The organism is Hydrogenophaga electricum, from assembly GCF_030160815.1.
GTDB classification, from domain to species: Bacteria; Pseudomonadota; Gammaproteobacteria; order Burkholderiales; family Burkholderiaceae_C; genus Hydrogenophaga; species Hydrogenophaga electricum.
Map to the genome: position 1 here is coordinate 1 of NZ_BSPB01000046.1, position 18,631 is coordinate 18,631.

An 18,631-nucleotide genomic window follows, 5' to 3' on the forward strand; every position below is an offset into this window, starting at 1 on the left:
AACAGACAGCCTTGGCGAGCGATTGCTCGCACTGCAAGGCTGCTTCAAGTGCCAACCAAACAAGTCATCTGCCGCAGACGCTGATCGGAAGGTAGTGTTTTCACTCGAAAACGCTGAATTTCAACAGCCTGCTAGAGCCGCGAGGCGTTGCTCAGATCGACCATGAGGTAGTGCGCCCCCGCAATCGGGTTGTGGTAGTACGGCGCGACCTCGACAAAGCCCAGGTCCTCATAGAGGGCACGGGCGGCCTCCATGTCGCTGAGGGTGTCGAGCAGCATGGTGGTGTAGCCGGCGATGGTTGCGCGCGAGAGCACCTCCTCGGCCAGCCGACGTCCGAGTCCGAAGCTGCGATACGCGCGGCGCACGAAGAGGCGCTTCATCTCGCAGGCGTTGAGATGGTCCGAGTTGTCCAAGGCACGAAATGCGCAGCAGCCGGCGGCCTGACCGTCGACCGTGGCCAGGAGCAGGAGGCCTGTGGGGGCGGCATAGGCGCCTGGCAGGGCCTGCAACTCTGCGTCAAAACCCTGGAAGCAAAGATCGATACCCAGGTGGGCCTGATAGTCGATGAACAAGGCGCGCACAGCCTCGATATCTTCCGGCGAAGTGGCGACGCGCAAGGCGATGTCGGCGGTGTGGGAGGGGTCGGGCGGCATGCGGCTGGGGCGCGGTGTTTCAGGCCGAACTATACGGCAGTGGCCATTGGAGGCCCTGCAGGCGCGAGGCCGGGGATCAATAGCCTGCGGCGGCGTAACCGAAATCGACCAGGGCGTACACGGCCACCGCAGCGAGGGCAAACAGGGCGAGCGCGAGCCAGCGAGTGCCTGTGCTGTCTCGCGAGGGCTCGGCATTGGCGGAGACTTCCTGGTCCCCCGAGATCATGGCGCGCACGAGGCGTTTCTGGCGGAACAACCGGTAGAAGACGATGGCGGCCAGATGCAGAACCACGAGCAGGATCACGAAGAGCTTGCCCAGACCCTTGTGGTAGCGGGTGATGCTGCCGGCCATGTCGCTGGACACCAGCGTTGCAAAAGGGCCGGCGAGCGCGATCTCGTCATCGGCAAAGAGCCCGGTGCCCACCTGCACCGCGAGCATGGTGAGGAGCGCCAGCACCGACAGCGCGCCCAGGGGGTTGTGGCCGATGTGGTGCTCGGACCGACTTTTTCCACGCAGGTAGGCGAGGACCTCGCCGGGGCCACGCACGAAGGTGGAGAAGCGCGACCAGTGTCCGCCGACAAAGCCCCAGACGACACGGAAGATCAGCAACGCCAACACCGTGTAGCCGAAGCGGAAATGCCAGTTCATCCACGACCCGCCCACATTGCCGGTCACGACAAGGCCGATGACCGACAAGGCCAGCGCCCAATGAAAGAGGCGGGTGGGCAGGTCCCAGACGCGAAGGGTAGGCATGTCAGGCTCCAAATGCTGCGAAGTTGATTATGGAGACATTGGCGGGCACGGGGTTCCCGGAACTTCGGGGCGCATGCCCGGTCAGTCACAATGGTTTTTTGTGCCTGTCCATTCCATTGACCCACGCTGAGGAGTACTTATGAAAGCCATCGCCGCTTTTGCTGTCGCCGCCACCCTGTCCGTCTCGGCTCTGGCCGAAACACCCACTTTTGCCAACGCCCAGGAAGCCATCAAGTTCCGTCAGGCCACCTTGAAGGAGCTGCAGCAGAACTTCAAGCGGGTGGCCGACATGGCCAACGGGCGTGCCGCTTTCGATGCGGGGGTGGCCGAGAGCAGTGCAGCCCGCGCGGCCGAGCTGATCAAGCAGCCTTGGGTCGGTTTCGGTCCGGGCACGGAAGGCGGCAAGGCCGATTCGGACATCTGGAAGGAACAGGACAAGTTCAAGGCAGCGGCGAGCCGTGCCGAGGGCGAAGTGGCGAAGGTGGCCGCTGCCGCCAAGACCGGTAACCTGGATGCGATCAAGGCGGCGGTGGGCAATGCAGGCGCCTCCTGCAAGGCCTGTCACGACGCCTTCCGCAACTGAAGCCGCAGACCACCCCATGAAAAAAGCCGGTATCAACCGGCTTTTTTCATGGGCGAGCGGGGCGGCTGGCTCAACTCTGGGCGAGCAGATCCTCGATCAGCTTGTGCAGGGCGGCCATATCGGGCTCGCCGACATAGCGCTTGACGATTTGGCCCTGTTTGTTCACCAAGTAGGAGGTGGGCGTGAGCTTGACGTCACCCCAGGCCTGGGCAATTTCACCGGTGTTGTCCAGGGCGACTTTGAAGGGCAACTGGCGGGTCTGGGCAAAGTTGACCACCCAGGCGGGCGGGTCGTAGCTCATCGCAACGGCCACGGTTTCGTAGCCGCGGTCCTTGAATTTCTGGTGCGTGGCCACGAGGGCCGGCATCTCTTTGACGCAGGTGACGCAGGTGGTGGCCCAGAAATTCACCAGCGTGACTTTGCCCTTGAGCGCCTCGGTGGTGGTGCTGCTGCCGTCAAGCAGCACAAACGTGGACGGAGGCGCCGCGTCGCGGGTGCCGCAGCCGGAAAGACCCAGGGCGGCCAGGGCGCTCAGCGCCAGCAGGGTCAGGCCCATGCGACGCCGCATGGGCAGAAAGAAAGACGGTTGCGAGGGCTTCATGGGGGGGTGAGATCGGGGCTTGCCGCGAGAGTTCATTCCCTTCGTCGGCCGGTGCACAGTGTACGCAAGGCATCGAGCCTGAGATCAGCGGCGGGTCAATTGCCGGCGTGCCGTTTCAAGGCGGGCTTCGAGATATTCGCCGTAGAAATCGGGGACAGCGACGCCAACGAGGCGTTCGGCCAGTTCCTGCCCATCCGGGCCGAAGAACAGCACGGTGGGGGCAACGCGGGCATCCCAGCGCTTGACCTGTTCGGCCGGCGTGGTGTTTTCTCCCCGGAAGCCCTGGAGGTTGCTGGTGCGGTCGAGGATGTCGATCTGTACGGCCTGAACAAGCCCTTCGCGGCGCATGGGCAGCAGATAGTGCTTGCGGACGATGTCGCAGTAGGGGCAGCCTGCCAGTGAGGTCATCACCACCAGCGGCTCACCGCGGGCTGCAGCGGTCTGTGCCACGCCGCGCAGGGAGGCCGGGCTGGGCAACTCGGCGGCAGGTTGGGGGGAGGCGGTGGCCATGAAACGCTCCAGAGGAAAGGGATCAGACAACGCCGTCACGACGCAGCTGCTCGATGCGCGTGGCCGGATAGCCCAGCCATTCGGTCAAGACCGCATCGGTGTGCTCGCCAAGCAAGGGAGGGGGCAGGTCGTTGCGAACGGGCGTGGTGCTGAGCTTGAGGGGACTGGCCACAAGCGACACCGCATCGGCCAGCGGATGGTGCCAGGTGTGGACCATGCCGCGGTGCTGAACCTGTGGGTCGTCAAACACCTCGGCCAGGTTGTTGATGGGGCCGCAGGGCACCTTGGCCGCTTCGAGGGCCGCAAGCCAGTCGGCCTTGGCGCGGGTTTTCATCAGGGCTTCCAGCAGGGGTACCAACTCGGCCCGGTGCTGCACCCGGTCGCGATTGCGCATAAAGCGCGGGTCTTGCGCCAGTTCGGGCCGGCCCGCCACGTCGCAGAACTTGGCGAACTGGCCGTCGTTGCCGACGGCCAGGATGATGTGCTGGGCCAGGCCTTGCGCATCGGGGGCGACCTCGAACACTTGGTAGGGCACGATGTTGGCGTGGGCATTGCCTTGGCGCTGAGGTACCTGGCCGTCGGCCTGCCCCCGGACGAGGTAGTTGGCGCCCAGGTTGGCGAGCATCGCGACCTGGGTGTCGAGCAGGGCCATGTCGATGTGCTGGCCCTGACCGGTGCGTTCGGCGTGGCGCAGGGCGGCCTGGATGGCCACGGTGGCGTACAGGCCGGTGAAAAGGTCGGCCACGGCCACGCCCACTTTCTGGGGCCCGCCGCCGGGCCGGTCGTCGCGCTCACCGGTGACGCTCATCAGGCCGCCCATGCCCTGGATCGCGTAGTCGTAGCCGGCGCGGTCCTTGTAAGGGCCGGTCTGGCCGAAGCCGGTGATGGAGGTGTACACCAAGCGCGGATTGAGGGCGCTCAGGCTGGCGTAGTCAAGGCCGTAGCGGGCCATGTCGCCCACCTTGTAGTTTTCGACGAACACATCGGCCTGCGCCGCCAGTTCACGGATCAGGGCCTGGCCGCCGGGAGCAGCGAGGTCGCAGGTGATGGAGCGCTTGTTCCGGTTGGCGCCCAGGTAGTAGGCGGCTTCTCCGGTGTCGGCACCATCGCGTCCGCGCAGGAACGGCGGTCCCCAGCCCCGCGTGTCGTCGCCACCGGGATGCTGCGGGCCTGACGGGCGCTCGACCTTGACGACATCGGCGCCGAGATCGGCCAGGGTCTGGGTGCACCAGGGGCCGGCCAGCACCCGTGAGCAATCGAGAATGCGGATACCATCCAGAGCGTTCATGGCCGCATTGTGCGCGACCCGGCGGCAGGCCGGGCGCTGAATTCCAGGAGACGTTCCTTGCTTCGATACCGGTGGCTGGCAGCCGTCGCAGTGCTGTCGATGGCCGCCTGTAGCCCGACCCACAACTGGCGCGAATGGCGCGCCGACGGCGCGCCGCTGTGGGCGCTGCTGCCCTGCAAGCCCGATCTGGCCGAACGGCCGGTGCCGCTGACGGCATCGCCGGTGGTGTTGCACCTGGCCAGTTGCGAAGCCGGTGGGCAGACGTTTGCCTTGGGCTGGGCCCGGCTGGGTGACCCTGGCCTGGCGCCACAGGCCCTGCAACGCTGGCGGCTGGCCGGGCTGAAATCCCTGCGCGCCGAATCCGTCGACGAGGCGGCGACCCGGTGGGAGGTCGCCGTGGCCGGCGCAGCGCCGGTGTTGGGCGTGCGCGCCGAAGGGCGGGACCACCGCAACCAACCGGTGCTCAACCAGACCGTGTATTTTGCGCAGGGAGACTGGATCTTTCAGGCGGCGGTCTATGGCGCGCAACTGCCCGACGCGGTGACCGAGCCTTTCTTCACCGGTCTGCGGTTGTCCGGCTCATGAAACGCACGCCTTCCACGACCCGCTCCGCGGGGGCCAGCGACCAGCCGCTCGGTCCCGCGCCAGTGAATACCGAGCGGCTGCCCGCACGCACGGCGGTCGCGGTGTTTCTGGCGTTTGCCCTGGCCTACTTTCTGTCGGCGCTGGTGCGTGCCGTCACGGCCACCCTGTCGCCCATCCTCAGCGAGGAACTGGCGCTGCACGCCGGGGACTTGGGGCTGCTGGCCGGCGGATACTTTCTGGGGTTCGCGCTGACCCAACTGCCGCTGGGAACCTGGCTGGACCGCTTCGGGCCCCGGCGGGTGATTCTGGCGTTCCTGACCGTGGCGGTGGCCGGCTGTGCGGCCTTTGCGCTGGCCACGAGCTTCGGGGGGCTGCTGGCCGCTCGGGTGCTCACGGGCATGGGCGTCAGTGCCTGCCTGATGGCACCGCTCACCGGCTTTCGCCGCTGGCTGCCACCGTCACTGCAACTGCGGGCGAACTCCTGGATGCTGATGACCGGCTCGCTGGGCATGGTTGCCGCCACGTTGCCTGTGCAGTGGCTGCTGCCGCAGCTCGGCTGGCGGGGTCTGTTCTGGGGATTGGCTGTGCTGATCGCACTGTCCATGCTGGTGCTGCGCCTGCGTGTGCCCGCCTGGCAGTTGCCGTCGGCCTCACCAGCGGCAGACGCCGAGGAAGCGCCGAACGCGCCCATGGGGTACGGAGAAATCGCCCGTCACCCCTATTTCCGCCAGATGGTGACCATCGGGTTCATCAACTACGGCGGCATGATCGCGATCCAGACCCTGTGGGCAGGCCCTTGGATGGTGCAGGTGACCGGTTACACGCCGGCTGGGGCCGCGCAGGGGCTGTTCGGGATCAACCTCAGCATGCTGACGGCTTTCTGGTTGTGGGGGGTGTTCAACCCGCGATTGGTGCGGGCGGGCTGGAGCGCCGAGCGCTTGATCGCCTGGGGCATGCCGCTGTCGCTGGGCGTGCTGGGTGCCATCGTGGCACTGGGAGGTCATGCGGGCTGGGGGTTCTGGGCCGCGTTCTGCATGACCAGCACGTTCGGTGCGCTGGCACAGCCGGCGGTGGGCATGGCACTGCCGGCCCATGTGGCCGGCAAAGCCTTGTCTGCCTACAACCTGGTGATTTTTGCCGGTGTGTTTGCGATGCAGTGGGCGATCGGGCTGGCGGCGGACGCTCTGGTGTTTCTGGGCGATGGTGGTCAGCGTCTGCGCGGAGCCATGGGCCTGTTCTGGCTGGCCTGTGTCGCTGGCTACGTCATGTTCTGGCTGGCCTGGCGGCGCGCCAACCGGCGGCCGGCCCGCTAAACTGCACAGCCATGAACGGCATCTTCATCATTGCGCACGCGCCCCTGGCGTCGGCTTTGCGCCAGTGTGTGCTGCACGTGTTCCCTGATTGCGCCGACACCGTCGCCGCGCTGGACGTGCAGCCCAATGTGCCGCCCGAGGAGTCGCTGGCCCAGGCGCGCATGATGCTGCGCATGCTCGGCACCCCGGGGGCGCTGGTGGTGACCGACGTGTTCGGCGCCACGCCCTGCAACGTCGCGCAGCGGCTGGTGGATGGTGTCCGTTCCAAGCTCATTACCGGCGTGAACCTGCCCATGCTGCTGCGCACCGTGTCGTACCGGCACGAGTCGCTGGACGCGCTCATCTCGCGCGCCATGATCGGCGCCACCCAGGGCGTGATCCAGGTGGCAGTGACCGCCCCCCAGAATCAGGCGAGAAGACAACATCATGATCAAGACCACCGTGACCATCAGCAATAAGCTCGGGCTGCATGCCCGGGCTTCGGCCAAGCTCACCAAGCTGGCTGGCAGCTTCCCCTGCGAGGTCTGGATGTCACGCGGCGAGCGTCGCGTCAATGCCAAGAGCATCATGGGGGTGATGATGTTGGCGGCGGGGATTGGCGCCTCGGTCGAGATCGAAACCAACGGCGCCCAGGAACAGCAGGCGATGGATGCCCTGATAGCCCTGGTCAACGACAAATTCGGCGAAGGCGAATGAGCGTGAGCGCTGCGTGCTGCGCTGAGCGGGCCCGCCGGGGGAAGGCGGGCGGGCAATGAGCTTTACCGTACACGGCCTGGCTGTCTCCCGGGGCATTGCCATCGGGCGGGCAGTCATTGTGGCGTCCAGTCGCATCGACGTCGCCCACTATTTCGTCAAGGCCGACCAGTTCGACACCGAGATCGAGCGCCTCCGGTTGGCGCGCAACGCGGTGACCGAAGAGATCGTGCGCGTGCAGCAGAGCCTGGCCGAACTCGGTCCCAACGATGCGCATCCGGAGCTGGCGGCCTTGCTGGATGTGCACCTGATGCTGCTGCAGGACGAGCAGCTCACGGCCGGCGTCAAGCAGTGGATCGTGGAGCGCCACTACAACGCCGAATGGGCGCTGACGTCGCAGCTGGAGGTGGTGTGCCGCCAGTTCGAGGAGATGGAGGATCCGTACCTGCGCGAGCGCAAGTCGGATCTGGAGCAGGTGGTCGAGCGCATGCTCCGGGTGATGCGTGGCGTCGCTTCGCCGGTGGCGCCCCCGCTGCCACCAGCGCCGGCCCCGTCACCTGGCATCGTGGCGCCGCCCGAGCCGGATCTGGACATTCCGCTGGTGCTCATTGCGCACGATCTGTCCCCGGCCGACATGCTGCAGTTCAAGCAGAGCGTGTTTGCCGGCTTCGTCACCGATGTCGGGGGCAAAACCAGCCACACGGCCATCGTCGCGCGCAGCATGGACATCCCGGCGGTGGTGGGCGCGCGCTCGGCCAGCCACCTCGTCAAGCAGGATGACTGGGTCATCATCGATGGCGACGCCGGCCTTGTGGTGGTGGACCCTTCGCCCGTGGTGCTGGCGGAATACGGCTACAAGCAGCGCCAGGGCGAGATCGAGCGCGAGCGGCTGTCGCGCCTGAAAAACACACCGGCCGTCACGCTGGACGGCCACCGCATCGAGCTGCTGGCCAACATCGAGCAGCCCGATGATGCGGTCGCGGCACTCAAGGCCGGGGCCGTGGGCGTGGGCCTGTTTCGCACCGAATTCCTGTTCATGGGGCGTGACGGCAAGCTGCCTGACGAGGAAGAGCAGTACCAGGCGTACCGGCGCGCGGTGGATGGCATGCAGGGCTTGCCGGTGACCATTCGCTCCGTCGACGTCGGGGCCGACAAGCCGCTGGACCGGGGGGCGGGCCGCTCCGCCGACGATTACCTCAACCCCGCCCTGGGGCTGCGCGCCATTCGCTGGAGCCTGGCGGACCCGGCCATGTTCCTGGTGCAGTTGCGTGCCGTGCTGCGCGCCGCTGCCCATGGGCCGATCAACCTGCTGATTCCGATGCTGGCCCACGCCAGCGAGATCCGGCAGACGCTGTCGCTGATCGACAAGGCGCGCGAGCAGCTCGATGCCCGCGCCCAGGTCTATGGGCCCGTTCGGCTGGGCGCCATGATCGAGGTGCCGGCCGCGGCGCTGACCATTCCGCTGTTCCTGCGCCACTTCGATTTCCTCTCCATCGGCACCAACGACCTGATCCAGTACACGCTGGCCATCGATCGCGCCGACGAGGCCGTGGCCCACCTGTACGACCCGGTGCACCCGGCGGTGCTGCACCTGCTGGCCTCGTGCATCACCCAGGCGCGCGATGCCGGCAAGGGCGTCAGCGTGTGCGGGGAAATGGCCGGCGACATCAGCATGACCCGGTTGCTGCTCGGTCTGGGCTTGCGCAGCTTTTCCATGCACCCGTCACAGATCCTGGCGGTCAAGCAGCAGATCCTGCGCAGCGACACCGGCAAGCTGGCCACCTGGGCGCAGAGCGTGCTGGCGGCGGAAGATCCCGCAGCCCTCATGGCCGACTGAACGCGCACCGTGCAGGGTGTCAGCGGCGGGTGGCGACGATCGCGGCGCCGATGATCATGGCCGCGGCCAATGCCACCGACAGGCTGGGGCGCTCGCCGCGCAGCGCCAGCAGGGTCAGGGTCGACAGCAGGGGCGTGAGAAAGCTCAGCACGCCGATCTGCCGAGCGTCCCCGCGTTTGAGCGCTGCGTCCCAGAGAAAGAAGGCACCACCCAGTGGCCCCAGCCCCAGCAGCGCGATGAGGGCAAGGTCCTGGAGGCTCAGGATGACGGGTGGCTCCAGGAGGGCATGGCAGGCCAGGGACAGCAGGCCCGAGACCAGGGCGAAGCTGCCGATGGCGGCGGTGGGAAAGGCCCGCACGCGCCGGGTCATGAGCGAATAGCTGGCCCAGATGAAGGCCGACCCCAGGGCCGGCACATAGCCCCAGGCCCACACCGCTTCGGTGCCGTCGCCACCGCGTCCCAGGATCGCCAGAACGGCGCCGGCGAAACCGGTCAAGGCGGCGGCCAGATGTCGCCGGGTCAGTGCCAGTCCCGGCAGAAACAGCGGTGCCATCACCACGATGCCCAAGGGCCAGAGGTAGTTGACCAGATTGGCCTGCACGGGAGGGGCGTGCCGCAGCGCGATGAACAGCAGAAAGTGGAAGCCGAACAGGCCGTAGACGCCCAGCGCCAGCGTCGACAAGGGCACGCGCCACAAACGGAAGTCGAAGCGCGACAACGGCAGCGCGATGAGGCTGCCGATGAGCAGCGACAACCCGGTCAGCAGGAACGGCGGTACGTGGGCGAGGGCGACACCGAGTGCAGCCAATGAGGCCCAGAGGGCAATGGCGCCCAGCGCGAGCAGGTTGGCATTCATGGCAGAGGCGGTGTCCGGGCAGGGCGGGTGTTGATCGATGACAAGGTGCTTGGCGGGAAAATGGCTGATACTGGTGCCGGTATAAGGAGATCCATGGCATGAGTACGTTTGATCACAAGAGTCTGATTCAGAATCTCAACGAAAACCTGGCGTCCTTTCGCAAGGCACAACCGGAGGCGATGGCCGGTTTTGGTGCCCTAGCCAAGGCCGCGATGGCCGATGGCGCCATCAGCGCCCGCCACAAAGAACTGATGGCGTTGGCCATCGGTATCACGCAGCGTTGCTCCGGGTGCATCGGCTTTCACGTCAAGGCGCTCCACCGCCTGGGCTGTACGCGGGCGGAGTTCGAAGAAATGCTGGCAGTCTGTGTGTACATGGGTGGCGGCCCGGCCCTGATGTATGCGGCCGAAGCCCTGGCGGCCTGGGAGAAGCTGGCGCCAACACCCGTTTGATCACGGCCGCACGACAGGGGCCAGTCTGGCGCATGCCAGCGTCGTGCACCGCTTGCGCTTCGTCGCGGAACGCGGGTGTCAGGTGTCTGCCCGTCGGAGGGCGGCAGTCAGGGCAGAGGGTGACCGATAGCCGCATTGCCGCGCGACGGCTGCCACAGACCATCCCTCGGCACGCAGCCGCCGCGCTTGCTGGTGTCGCAGGCCGCGCAGCCAGGCCATGGGGCTTTGGCCTTGCTCCTGCAGACAGCGGGCACCGAACTGCGCAGGGCTCAGGTGGACTTGTGCTGCCAGATCGGCCACGCGCAGTTCGGCGTGCAGGTGCTGTTGTGCCCACGCCCGAAGAATTCCCCAGTCGATGGCGCGGCGCAGCTCGGGCGGCCGGGCTGATCGGTGGGGAGCCCACGCCTCCAACAACAGCGCCGGGCCCAGCAGGCGTGTGCGGGGCAGGTTGGCGATGCAGGCCTGGGCCAAGTACCGGGCCAGCGACACGGTGTGCGCGGACGGGCGGGTGCTGGCAAGGCCCAGCCACGCGGGGTCGTGCGAGTCGAGCACCAGACAACGTGCGCCCGCACGCGATTCAAAGTCGTGGTGTTCGCCCGGGGCGATCACGAGGCCCTGCCCGGCGCCGATGCGGTGGCCATGGCCCTGCACGTCGAGTTCCAGCCAGCCTTCCAGGCCCAGCAGAATCTGGCTGTGCTCGTGGTCATGGCTGCCAGCCGGGGCACCGTACTGGCGCACGGAAAGCCGGTCGGGCGTCGCGTGCATAGGCCTCGATGGATGGATTGCCCGGATAGGCCGGGCTCAGCCCTTGTTCAGCACGCCGTGTGCCTGCTGGTCGGCGTGGTAGCTGGAGCGGACCATGGCGCCCACGGCTGCGTGGGTGAAACCCATTGCGTAGGCCTTTTCCTCGAACATCTTGAACGTGTCCGGGTGCACGTAGCGGCGCACCGGCAGATGGTGGCCACTGGGGGCGAGGTACTGGCCGATGGTGAGCATGTCGATGCCGTGGGTGCGCATGTCGCGCATCACCTCGAGGATTTCGTCGTCGGTTTCGCCCAGGCCCACCATCAGGCCGCTCTTGGTCGGCACGTCGGGAAACAGGGCCTTGAACTTCTTGAGCAGATTCAGGCTGAACTCGTAGTTCGAGCCCGGGCGGGCCTCCTTGTAGAGGCGCGGCACGGTTTCCAGGTTGTGGTTCATCACGTCCGGCGGCGCGGCCTTGAGAATTTCGAGTGCGCGATCATCGCGGCCCCGGAAGTCGGGCACCAGCACCTCGATCTGCGTTTCGGGGGAAAGCGCGCGCGTTTTTTCGATACAGGCGACAAAATGGCCTGCGCCGCCGTCGCGCAGATCGTCGCGGTCCACGCTGGTGATCACCACATACTTGAGTTTGAGCGCCGCGATGGTCTTGGCCAAATTCTCCGGCTCGTCCGTGTCCAGCGGATCGGGGCGGCCGTGCCCCACGTCGCAGAACGGGCAGCGGCGCGTGCACTTGTCACCCATGATCATGAAGGTGGCCGTGCCCTTGCCGAAGCATTCACCGATATTGGGGCAACTGGCTTCTTCGCACACCGTCACGAGCTTGTTGCTGCGCAGGATGTCCTTGATCTCGTAGAAGCGGGTGGTCGGACTGCCGGCCTTCACGCGGATCCACTCGGGTTTCTTGAGCACCTCGGCCGGCACGATCTTGATCGGGATGCGCGCGGTCTTGGCCTGGCTCTTCTGCTTGGCCGTGGGGTCGTAGCTGGCGGCGGGCTGGGCCTCGCGAACGGTCGTGTCCGGGAGAGGGGCCGTGGGCGTGTCGGGGTGCGTCATGTCGGGGGCGCCTGAGCGCGGAAAAACCGGGGAGGGGCGCCGGCAGGTTGTCAGGGCGCCAAGGTGGTGGTGAGCTTCTGGCTCAGCACCTGGGCCGCTTCATCCCATGAAACGGCAGCCCCGATTGTAGAAAGGTCCACCGTCTGCAGGCCAGCGTAGCCGCAGGGGTTGATGCGCCAGAAGGGTTGCAGATCCATGGCGACGTTGAGCGAGACACCATGATAGGTACAGCCCCGGCTGACCTTGATGCCCAGCGCGGCGATCTTGCCCAGGCCCGTGAAGTCGGGGCCGGCCGGCTGGCCCTGGGCAGTTTCGCGGGTGGGGCGCTGGGGCAGCAGGGCGTGGTCGGCGGGATCGTCCAGTCGCACGTAGATGCCCGGTGCGCCAGCGACGCGATGGCCGGTCACGCCAAAGTGCCACAGCGTTCGGATCACCGCTTCTTCGATGCGGTAGACGTACTCTTTGACGAAATAACCGGCGCGTTGCAGATCCATCAGGGGGTACGCCACCACCTGGCCAGGGCCATGGTAAGTGACCTGACCGCCGCGGTTGGTCTTCACGACGGGGATGTTGCCCGGCGCCAGCAGATGGTCTTCGCGGCCGGCCAGCCCCTGGGTGAACACAGGCGGGTGCTCGCACACCCAAAGCTCGTCGGGTGTGTCCGCCAGCCGCTCGGCGGTGAAAGCCTGCATGGCTTCGTAGGTGGGCAGGTACCCGACCTGCCCCAGCGCTCGTATCGCGATCATCGGGCGTGCGGTTACAGCACCACCTTGACCATCGGGTGGGTGGTGAGCGTGCGGTACAGCTCGTCGAGTTGTTCGCGGCTGGTGACATACACGGAGAGCGTGAGGCCGAGGTAGTTGCCGCTGCTGCTCGGGCGGTGCTCCACGGAGTCGGGGTCAAACTCGGGCTCGAACGAGCGGGCAATGTGGATCATGGCTGCTGCATACCCTTCCACGTTCGCGCCCATCACTTTGATGGGGAAGCGGCAGGGGTACTCGATGAGGGACTGCTCGGGAGGAATGTCGGGGGGGATTTGCATGGCTATCGCACCTGAGAGGCCGGGGGAGCGGGCGTGAAAATGCCGATGTTAGATCGCGTGGGAGACGGCTGCTGCGGCCGGACACAGCAGCCGTCTCCCGGGGATTGATGAATCCATGGGGTTTCTACGTATAATGGGAGGCTTTGCAAACCGCCTTAAACCTGTAACCCGTCTGTAATCCTTCATGTCGACAATGTCCGGGCCTCCTTCCAGGCCGTCGTTGCCGGCCCGTGATCCGGAGGCAGCAGGGGGTTCCTGGGAAGATGGGGAGCAAGAAACTGAATTCAAGCCCCTGACGCGCGAACAGGCGCAGCAGTGGCGGGCGGGCCAGCCAGAGTTATCGCTCTGGCGGCTGGTCGGGGTGCAAGGGCTGGTGGGAATCGTGGCGGGCTTTCTGGCGTGGCTGCTGACGCAGCGAATGTCGGTGGCGGTTTCGGTTCTCTATGGTGCGGCAGCGGTGGTGATTCCTTCGGCCTTGATGGTCTACGGGGTGACTTCCAGTGCCTTGTCCCGGTGGTTGGCAGGCGTTGCTCAGGCGGCGTTTGTCGGCTTTTTGCTGTGGGAAGGGGTGAAGATCCTTCTGGCGGTGGCCATGCTCTGGTCAGCGCCCAAGGTGATCCCGGATCTCAGTTGGCTCGGCCTTCTGGCTGGCCTGATTTTGGCTTTGAAGGTGTACTGGCTTGGATTTTGGTTCCAGGCCCGCCGCCGTCAAGTAAACATCGGTTGATTGACACAAACGAACATGGCTGCTGAAGGTACTGGACCCACCCCCGGCGAATACATTCGCCACCACCTCGTTCACCTGTCCAACAAGAAGCAGGGGTCGATCATCGATTTTTCGGTGATCAACATCGACTCGGTGGTGGTCAACATCATCCTTGGCGCGCTGGTCTGCTTTGTGCTCTGGCTGGCGGCTCGCAAGGTCCATGCCGGTGTGCCGGGGCGCTTCCAGGCAGCCGTCGAGCTGCTGGTCGAAATGGTGGAAAACCAGGCCAAGGCCGTCATCCACAACGCCACGAGCCGCAAGCTGATCGCTCCGCTGGCGCTGACCGTGTTCCTGTGGATTTTCATGATGAACTTCATGGATCTGCTGCCAGTGGACTTGCTGCCCCGCCTGTGGTCGGAGTATTACGCGGCCACCGGGCACGATCCGCATCACGCGTACCTGCGCGTCGTGCCGTCGGCCGATCTGTCCACCACGTTGGGTCTCTCGGTGTCGGTGCTGCTGCTCTGCCTGTTCTACAACATCAAGATCAAGGGGCTGGGTGGCTGGGCCCATGAATTGGTGAGTGCCCCCTTCGGCACCAGCAAGAACCCGGTCTGGGCTGTGCTGCTGGGGGTGGTCAACTTCCTGATGCAGATGATCGAATTCATCGCCAAGACGGTGTCGCATGGTATGCGGCTGTTTGGCAACATGTTCGCGGGCGAACTGGTCTTCATGCTGATTGCGCTGCTCGGTGGTTATGCCGCCCTGTCGCTGGGCGGAGGCCTGTTCTTCATCGGGCACCTGGTCGCCGGCACGGTGTGGGCCATCTTCCACATCCTGGTCATCACCTTGCAGGCGTTCATCTTCATGATGCTGGCTCTCATTTACCTGGGGCAAGCACATGATGCGCACTGAAGGCGCGCACTAACCCGCGACGCATCGGTTTTTCTCTCTCGTTTCCTTTCTAACTTTTCCCCATCTCAATAGGAGTCATCATGGAAAACATTCTGGGTCTGGTTGCTCTGGCTTGCGGTCTCATCGTCGGTCTGGGTGCCATCGGCGCTTCGATCGGTATCGCCCTGATGGGTGGCAAGTTCCTCGAATCGTCCGCTCGCCAGCCCGAACTGATGAACGACCTGCAAACCAAGATGTTCATTCTGGCCGGCCTGATCGACGCTGCCTTCCTGATCGGCGTGGCCATCGCTCTGCTGTTCGCTTTCGCCAACCCCTTCGTGCTGGCCTGATCGACTTGTCGTCGGTGTCGGCAGGTGCGGCGGAAATCGGGTTTTCTCAATCCGTTGCCAGCCTGGTCGACACGCCTGCAAGATCGATTCTTCCCCTGACAACACACAGAAAGGCGTTGCGATGAATATCAATGCAACCCTCTTCGCGCAGGCCATTGTTTTCGCGATCCTGGTGTGGTTCACGATGAAGTTCGTGTGGCCCCCGATCGCCAAGGCGCTGGATGAGCGTGCGCAGAAGATTTCCGAAGGCCTGGCTGCGGCCGACAAGGCCAAGTCCGAGCTGGCGGTTGCCAATCAGCGGGTTGAGGCCGAACTGAGCCAGTCGCGCAACGAATCGGCCACCCGTCTGGCCGATGCCGAGCGCCGCGCCCAGACCCTGATCGAGGAAGCGAAGGCGCGTGCATCGGACGAGGCTGCCAAGATCGTGGCTGCTGCCCGCCAGGAGGCGGAACAGCAAGTGATCAAGGCACGCGAGAGCCTGCGCGAAGAAGTGGCTGCACTGGCCGTCAAGGGCGCCGAGCAGATCCTTCGCCGCGAGGTCAACGCCGGTGTTCACGCCGAGCTGCTGGGCCGCCTGAAGACCGAGCTCTGAGCCGTTTGGCTCTTGTCGCTCCTCCAGACACACGCTGCTTCCCAAAGGTAGAACATGGCTGAACTCGCCACCATTGCCCGCCCCTACGCCGAAGCCCTGTTCAAGGCTGCGGGCGCCGACGCGGCAGGCGCTTGCGCCTGGCTCGATGAACTGGCCGCTGTTGCGGTCAATGACCAGTTGCGCCAGTTTGCCGACAACCCGAAGTTTTCCGCCGAGCAGGTTTTCGGTGTCATCACCGGCGTGCTCAAGTCGGCGCTGCCAACGATCGGCCAGAACTTCCTGCGCACGGTCCTCGAAAACGGTCGCCTCACGGCTTTGCCCGAGGTGGCCTCGCAGTTTCGCGCGCTGGTCAATGCGCAGCAGGGCACGTCCGATGCCGTGGTCTACAGCGCTTTCGACATCGATGCCGCCGCCCTCGCGGAGCTGGCGGGTGTTCTGGAAAAGCGCTTTGGTCGCAAGCTCCACCTGCAAGTCCAGCTGCAACCCGATTTGATCGGGGGTGTGCGCGTGGTGGTGGGGGACGAGGTGCTCGACACGTCGGTCAAGGCCCGGCTGGAACAAATGAAAGTGGCCTTGACGGCTTGAGCCCAAGGGACTCACTCCCCTGGTCCGCATCCTTTTAACGAAAGAAGGAAAGAGTCATGCAACTCAATCCCGCAGAAATTTCTGAACTGATCAAGTCCCGCATCGAGGGCCTGGCCGCTTCGACCGATGTGCGCAACCAGGGCACCGTGGTGTCCGTGACCGACGGCATCGTGCGCATCCACGGTCTTTCCGACGTGATGCAGGGTGAAATGCTCGAATTCCCGGCCACCAAGGACGGCATTGCCACCTTTGGCCTGGCGCTGAACCTCGAGCGTGACTCCGTGGGCGCCGTGATTCTGGGCGAGTACGAGCACATCTCCGAAGGCGACACCGTGAAATGCACGGGCCGCATTCTGGAAGTGCCCGTGGGCCCCGAGCTCATCGGCCGCGTGGTCAACGCGCTGGGCCAGCCGATCGACGGCAAGGGTCCGATCAACGCCAAGCTCACCGACGTGATCGAAAAGGTCGCCCCGGGCGTGATCGCCCGGAAGTCGGTGGACCAACCCGTGCAGACCGGCCTGAAGTCGATCGACTCGATGGTGCCCGTTGGCCGTGGCCAGCGCGAGCTGATCATTGGCGACCGCCAGACCGGCAAGACGGCGGTGGCCATCGACGCGATCATCAACCAGAAGGGTCAGAACATGACCTGCGTGTACGTCGCCATCGGCCAGAAGGCGTCGTCCATCAAGAACGTGGTGCGTGCTCTGGAACAGGCCGGCGCGATGGACTACACCATCGTCGTGGCCGCCTCGGCTTCCGAGTCGGCTGCCATGCAGTACCTGTCGGCCTACTCCGGCTGCACCATGGGCGAGTACTTCCGCGATCGCGGCCAGGACGCCCTGATCGTGTACGACGACCTGTCCAAGCAGGCCGTGGCCTACCGCCAGGTGTCGCTGCTGCTGCGCCGCCCGCCGGGTCGCGAAGCCTACCCTGGTGACGTGTTCTATCTGCACAGCCGCCTGCTGGAGCGCGCTGCCCGCGTGAACGCTGACTACGTCGAGGCCTTCACCAAGGGTGAGGTCAAGGGCCAGACCGGTTCGCTGACCGCACTGCCGATCATCGAAACGCAAGCTGGTGACGTGTCCGCCTTCGTGCCGACCAACGTGATCTCCATCACCGACGGCCAGATCTTCCTGGAAACCAACCTGTTCAACGCTGGTATCCGCCCCGCCATCAACGCCGGTATTTCGGTGTCGCGCGTCGGTGGTGCCGCGCAGACCGATCTGATCAAGAAGCAGTCCGGCGGTATCCGTACCGACTTGGCGCAATACCGCGAACTGGCTGCTTTCGCGCAGTTCGCCTCCGACCTGGACGAAGCGACCCGCAAGCAGCTCGACCGCGGTGCCCGCGTGACCGAATTGCTCAAGCAGGCTCAGTACGCACCGCTGCCCATCAGTCTGATGGCAGCTTCGCTGTTCGCCGTGAACAAGGGTTTCATGGACGATATCGAGGTCAAGAAGGTGTTGTCGTTCGAAGGCGGGCTGCATGCCTTCCTGAAGGACAAGCACGCGGCCCTGCTGCAGAAGATGGAAGCCGGCAAGGCGCTGGACAAGGACAAGGAAGCCGAAGCCCAGCTCACCGCAGCCATCGCCGACTTCAAGAAGACCGGTACGTACTGAACCGCCCATTGATCCCAGCTTAAGGAGCAGCAATGGCAGCAGGCAAGGAAATCCGCGGCAAGATCAAATCGGTGGAAAACACCAAGAAGATCACCAAAGCCATGGAAATGGTGGCCGCCTCCAAGATGCGCAAGGCGCAGGACCGCATGCGTGCGGCCCGGCCTTATGCCGAAAAGGTGCGTCAGATCACGGGCAACCTGAGCAAGGCCAATCCGGAGTACTCGCACCCGTTCATGCAGTCGAACGACGCCAAGACCGTGGGTTTTGTCGTCGTCACCACGGACAAGGGTCTGTGCGGCGGTCTCAACACCAACGTGTTGCGCGCCGTGACGAACCAGCTCAAGGACGTGCAGGCCAAGGGCCAGTCCGCCGAAGTGGTGGCCATTGGCAACAAGGGTCTGGGCTTCATGAACCGGGTCGGTGCCAAGGTGGTGTCCAGCGTGACCAGCCTGGGCGACACGCCGCATCTGGAAAAACTGATCGGCCCCGTCAAGGTGCTGCTCGATGCATACACCGAGGGCCGGATCAGCGCCGTCTACCTGAGCTACACCAAGTTCATCAATACGATGAAGCAGGAAGCTGTGGTGGAACAGCTGCTGCCGTTGTCGGCCGCCGACCTGCAGGAAGGCGCCAAAGGCGGTGACTGGGACTACATCTACGAACCCGACGCGCCTGCCGTGATCGACGAGTTGCTGGTGCGTTACGTCGAGGCGCTGGTCTATCAGGCGGTTGCCGAGAACATGGCATCCGAGCAGTCGGCACGCATGGTCGCAATGAAGGCAGCCACCGACAACGCAGGCAACGTCATCAACGAGCTCAAGCTGGTCTACAACAAGACCCGTCAGGCCGGCATCACCAAAGAGCTGTCCGAGATCGTGGCCGGCGCCGCCGCAGTTTAATTTT

At 65.1% G+C, this 18,631-nt stretch carries 24 protein-coding genes; 14 read left to right on the plus strand and 10 right to left on the minus strand.

What is annotated here, in order from left to right; translation table 11 throughout:
- Positions 1-131: 131 nt before the first annotated feature.
- On the minus strand, positions 132-653 hold the full coding sequence (locus QQK43_RS18430; RefSeq protein ID WP_284308939.1) for a GNAT family N-acetyltransferase: 522 nt from the start codon (positions 651-653) through the stop codon (positions 132-134).
- A gap of 76 nt (positions 654-729) precedes the next feature.
- The gene (locus QQK43_RS18435; protein WP_284308940.1) at positions 730-1,407 is read right to left on the minus strand and encodes a cytochrome b/b6 domain-containing protein; all 678 of its coding nucleotides are present in this window, start codon (positions 1,405-1,407) and stop codon (positions 730-732) included.
- A 139-nt stretch (positions 1,408-1,546) separates the two neighbouring features.
- Here QQK43_RS18435 and QQK43_RS18440 point away from each other — a divergent pair, with 139 nt between their 5' ends.
- Positions 1,547-1,990 carry a c-type cytochrome gene (locus QQK43_RS18440; protein ID WP_234267110.1) on the plus strand — a complete coding sequence of 148 codons (444 nt, stop codon included), beginning with the start codon at positions 1,547-1,549 and terminating at the stop codon, positions 1,988-1,990.
- A gap of 70 nt (positions 1,991-2,060) precedes the next feature.
- Here the strand turns inward: QQK43_RS18440 and QQK43_RS18445 are convergent, their stop codons facing one another.
- The 3 genes from QQK43_RS18445 to QQK43_RS18455 all read right to left on the minus strand — a co-directional run bounded on the left by QQK43_RS18445 (position 2,061) and on the right by QQK43_RS18455 (position 4,389).
- Positions 2,061-2,558 carry a TlpA disulfide reductase family protein gene (locus QQK43_RS18445; RefSeq protein ID WP_284308968.1) on the minus strand — a complete coding sequence of 166 codons (498 nt, stop codon included), beginning with the start codon at positions 2,556-2,558 and terminating at the stop codon, positions 2,061-2,063.
- 117 nt (positions 2,559-2,675) lie between these two features.
- Complete coding sequence (locus tag QQK43_RS18450) at positions 2,676-3,101, minus strand: thioredoxin fold domain-containing protein (protein WP_234264325.1); 426 nt, start codon at positions 3,099-3,101, stop codon at positions 2,676-2,678.
- 22 nt (positions 3,102-3,123) lie between these two features.
- Positions 3,124-4,389, minus strand: coding sequence for a CaiB/BaiF CoA transferase family protein (locus QQK43_RS18455; RefSeq protein WP_284308941.1), 1,266 nt, complete (start codon positions 4,387-4,389; stop codon positions 3,124-3,126).
- Positions 4,390-4,446: 57 nt separating this feature from the next.
- On the opposite strand from QQK43_RS18455, the gene QQK43_RS18460 reads away from it, so the two are divergent.
- From QQK43_RS18460 to ptsP, 5 genes are read left to right on the plus strand one after another with little or no spacing between them, the layout of a single operon-like run.
- Complete coding sequence (locus tag QQK43_RS18460; RefSeq protein ID WP_284308942.1) at positions 4,447-4,974, plus strand: hypothetical protein; 528 nt, start codon at positions 4,447-4,449, stop codon at positions 4,972-4,974.
- Positions 4,971-6,287, plus strand: a complete 1,317-nt coding sequence (locus QQK43_RS18465) for an MFS transporter (protein WP_284308943.1) — start codon at positions 4,971-4,973, stop codon at positions 6,285-6,287. The genes QQK43_RS18460 and QQK43_RS18465 overlap by 4 nt, the downstream gene beginning before the upstream one ends.
- A gap of 11 nt (positions 6,288-6,298) precedes the next feature.
- Entirely contained in the window at positions 6,299-6,745 is a 447-nt protein-coding gene (locus tag QQK43_RS18470) for a PTS sugar transporter subunit IIA (protein ID WP_284308945.1), read from the plus strand.
- Positions 6,714-6,983 (plus strand): HPr family phosphocarrier protein, encoded by a 270-nt coding sequence (locus QQK43_RS18475; protein WP_284308946.1) that lies wholly within the window; start codon positions 6,714-6,716, stop codon positions 6,981-6,983. The genes QQK43_RS18470 and QQK43_RS18475 overlap by 32 nt, the downstream gene beginning before the upstream one ends.
- A gap of 55 nt (positions 6,984-7,038) precedes the next feature.
- Positions 7,039-8,817, plus strand: coding sequence for a phosphoenolpyruvate--protein phosphotransferase (gene ptsP, locus QQK43_RS18480; RefSeq protein WP_234264331.1), 1,779 nt, complete (start codon positions 7,039-7,041; stop codon positions 8,815-8,817).
- A 19-nt stretch (positions 8,818-8,836) separates the two neighbouring features.
- Here ptsP and QQK43_RS18485 read toward each other — a convergent pair whose 3' ends face one another.
- On the minus strand, positions 8,837-9,673 hold the full coding sequence (locus QQK43_RS18485; protein WP_234264332.1) for a DMT family transporter: 837 nt from the start codon (positions 9,671-9,673) through the stop codon (positions 8,837-8,839).
- A 98-nt stretch (positions 9,674-9,771) separates the two neighbouring features.
- Here QQK43_RS18485 and QQK43_RS18490 point away from each other — a divergent pair, with 98 nt between their 5' ends.
- Complete coding sequence (locus QQK43_RS18490; RefSeq protein ID WP_284308947.1) at positions 9,772-10,125, plus strand: carboxymuconolactone decarboxylase family protein; 354 nt, start codon at positions 9,772-9,774, stop codon at positions 10,123-10,125.
- Between the two features lie 78 nt (positions 10,126-10,203).
- On the opposite strand, the gene QQK43_RS18495 is transcribed toward QQK43_RS18490, so the two are convergent.
- Genes QQK43_RS18495 through QQK43_RS18510 form a run of 4 tightly spaced genes read right to left on the minus strand, consistent with a single transcriptional unit; the run spans position 10,204 to position 12,982 of the window.
- Positions 10,204-10,890 (minus strand): helix-turn-helix domain-containing protein, encoded by a 687-nt coding sequence (locus QQK43_RS18495; protein ID WP_284308948.1) that lies wholly within the window; start codon positions 10,888-10,890, stop codon positions 10,204-10,206.
- A 36-nt stretch (positions 10,891-10,926) separates the two neighbouring features.
- On the minus strand, positions 10,927-11,940 hold the full coding sequence (lipA, locus tag QQK43_RS18500) for a lipoyl synthase (RefSeq protein WP_284308949.1): 1,014 nt from the start codon (positions 11,938-11,940) through the stop codon (positions 10,927-10,929).
- 50 nt (positions 11,941-11,990) lie between these two features.
- Positions 11,991-12,686, minus strand: coding sequence for a lipoyl(octanoyl) transferase LipB (lipB, locus tag QQK43_RS18505; protein WP_284308951.1), 696 nt, complete (start codon positions 12,684-12,686; stop codon positions 11,991-11,993).
- 11 nt (positions 12,687-12,697) lie between these two features.
- A complete protein-coding gene (locus tag QQK43_RS18510; protein WP_234264337.1) occupies positions 12,698-12,982 on the minus strand; it encodes an HP0495 family protein in 285 nt (94 codons plus the stop codon).
- Between the two features lie 184 nt (positions 12,983-13,166).
- On the opposite strand from QQK43_RS18510, the gene QQK43_RS18515 reads away from it, so the two are divergent.
- The 7 genes from QQK43_RS18515 (at position 13,167) to atpG (ending at position 18,627) form a co-directional block, all read left to right on the plus strand.
- Positions 13,167-13,709, plus strand: coding sequence for an ATP synthase subunit I (locus QQK43_RS18515; protein ID WP_234264338.1), 543 nt, complete (start codon positions 13,167-13,169; stop codon positions 13,707-13,709).
- Positions 13,710-13,724: 15 nt separating this feature from the next.
- Positions 13,725-14,603, plus strand: coding sequence for a F0F1 ATP synthase subunit A (atpB, locus tag QQK43_RS18520; protein ID WP_234264339.1), 879 nt, complete (start codon positions 13,725-13,727; stop codon positions 14,601-14,603).
- Between the two features lie 80 nt (positions 14,604-14,683).
- Entirely contained in the window at positions 14,684-14,932 is a 249-nt protein-coding gene (atpE, locus tag QQK43_RS18525) for a F0F1 ATP synthase subunit C (protein ID WP_234264340.1), read from the plus strand.
- Between the two features lie 121 nt (positions 14,933-15,053).
- On the plus strand, positions 15,054-15,524 hold the full coding sequence (locus QQK43_RS18530) for a F0F1 ATP synthase subunit B (protein WP_234264341.1): 471 nt from the start codon (positions 15,054-15,056) through the stop codon (positions 15,522-15,524).
- A gap of 54 nt (positions 15,525-15,578) precedes the next feature.
- Positions 15,579-16,109 (plus strand): F0F1 ATP synthase subunit delta, encoded by a 531-nt coding sequence (locus QQK43_RS18535; RefSeq protein ID WP_284308952.1) that lies wholly within the window; start codon positions 15,579-15,581, stop codon positions 16,107-16,109.
- Positions 16,110-16,165: 56 nt separating this feature from the next.
- The gene (gene atpA / locus QQK43_RS18540) at positions 16,166-17,728 is read left to right on the plus strand and encodes a F0F1 ATP synthase subunit alpha (RefSeq protein WP_234264343.1); all 1,563 of its coding nucleotides are present in this window, start codon (positions 16,166-16,168) and stop codon (positions 17,726-17,728) included.
- A 32-nt stretch (positions 17,729-17,760) separates the two neighbouring features.
- Positions 17,761-18,627 (plus strand): F0F1 ATP synthase subunit gamma, encoded by an 867-nt coding sequence (atpG, locus tag QQK43_RS18545; RefSeq protein WP_284308953.1) that lies wholly within the window; start codon positions 17,761-17,763, stop codon positions 18,625-18,627.
- The last annotated feature ends 4 nt before the right edge of the window (positions 18,628-18,631 follow it).